This is a genomic window from Citrobacter braakii (genome assembly GCF_002075345.1).
In the GTDB taxonomy this organism is placed as follows: Bacteria; Pseudomonadota; Gammaproteobacteria; order Enterobacterales; family Enterobacteriaceae; genus Citrobacter; species Citrobacter braakii.
The window spans coordinates 1-1,562 of record NZ_NAEW01000066.1 but is presented as its reverse complement, the minus strand read 5'-3'; the positions used below and the strand labels follow the sequence as shown (position 1 = coordinate 1,562).

Below are 1,562 nucleotides of genomic sequence, written 5' to 3'. Positions count from 1 at the left end.
ACGGAGGCGCTGTAGATGTTCAGTCTTTTTTCCGGTAAACGCAATAAATCTGTACCCCGGATACCCCATCCGTCAGGGCGTGAGCCGCTGAAGCGGGAGGGCAGACTGACCCGCCGCGACGAGGCGAAAATCTATGCGCACGGCCCGTCGTTTATTGATTTTCTGCCCTGGGTGGAATACCTGCCGGAGGATGAGTGCCTGCTGCTTGATGACGGGGTGTCTGTCGGGGCGGTGTTCAGCCTGACCCCGGCGCAGACGGACGGCCGTTCAGCAGAGCGCCTGGAAGAAATCCGTGACATCGCGGAAGTGGCGCTGCAGAACGGGCCGGAAGAGCGCAGCAGTCACCAGTGGGTGGTACAGTTCTTCTGCCAGGATGAAACGGACCTGACGGCGGAGATGGACCACATCAGGGGCTATGTCAGCCCGGCCGCGCAGGGCAGCGCGTTCACGGATGCCTGGCTTGCGGAGACAGAACGTCACCTGCAGGTCATCAGTCGCCCGGAAGGGTTATTTCAGGATGAGGTGGTGACCGGCGTCAGCTGGCGCGGGCAGATACGGCAGATACGGATGGTGGTGTACCGCTACGTGAACCCGCGGCAGCGGGAAACGTACCCGCCGGTGGTCCAGCTCCGCCAGACCTGCGACCGGCTGTCGGCGGCGCTGAGCCAGGCCGGGGTGGTGTGCCGCCGGCAGAACGGGGAGCAAATCCATGCCTGGCTGCTGCGGCTGTTTAATCCGGCCCCGTCGTGGATTGACCGGCAGACGCTGTACCGGACGGCCACCTGGCGTGACAGCCGGCAGGATACGCTGCCGGTGGACACGGATTTCAGCGAATCGCTGTTTTTCACCCGTCCGCGCAGTGACGCGAAGAAGGGCATATGGTGGTTTGATGATGTGCTGCACCGGGCGGTGGCGGTGGAAAACCTGACGGAGCCGCCCGGACCGGGACACCTGACGGCGGAGTGTGTACGTGGTGAGCGTATTAACGCGCTGATGGACATGATGCCGCCGGGCACGGTGGCCTGTCTGACGTTGCTGGTACAGCCGCAGAAGGAGCTGGAAGAGGAGTTCGCCCGGCTGGGTAAGCGCGCGCTCGGGGATAACGTGGAGTCTGAGCGTACCCGCGACCAGGTGGAGGCGGCACTAAGCTGGCTGAAAGAGAAACACAAGCTGTACCGCGGGGCGCTGACTTTCCTGCTGAAGGCGCCGGACATGAAGACGCTGGACCATCACCATCTGTCGATCAGTACCACCCTGATGAACGCCGGACTGAAACCGCTGAATCCGGAATATGACCTCTCGCCGCTGAACACGTATCTGCGCGCCCTGCCGATGTGCTTTAATCCGGAGCTGGACCGGCACCGGTGGTACACCTGGCTGACGTTTGTACAACACTTTGCCGGTCTGGCGCCGGTGTACGGGCGTTCAACGGGGACGGGTAAGCCCGGTATCACATTTTTCAACCGTGGCGGCGGGCCGCTGCACTTTGACCCGCTGAAGGACCGTAAAAACAGCGCGCACCTGCTGCTGTTCGGGCCGACCGGGGCGGGGAAATCAGCGAC

1 protein-coding gene is annotated in these 1,562 nt (G+C 62.9%); it reads left to right on the top strand.

Annotated elements, in window-relative coordinates; translation table 11 throughout:
- Positions 1 to 15: 15 nt before the first annotated feature.
- On the top strand, positions 16 to 1,562 hold a 1,547-nt coding region (locus tag BZK42_RS27780; RefSeq protein ID WP_080861577.1), incomplete at its 3' end, for a conjugative transfer ATPase.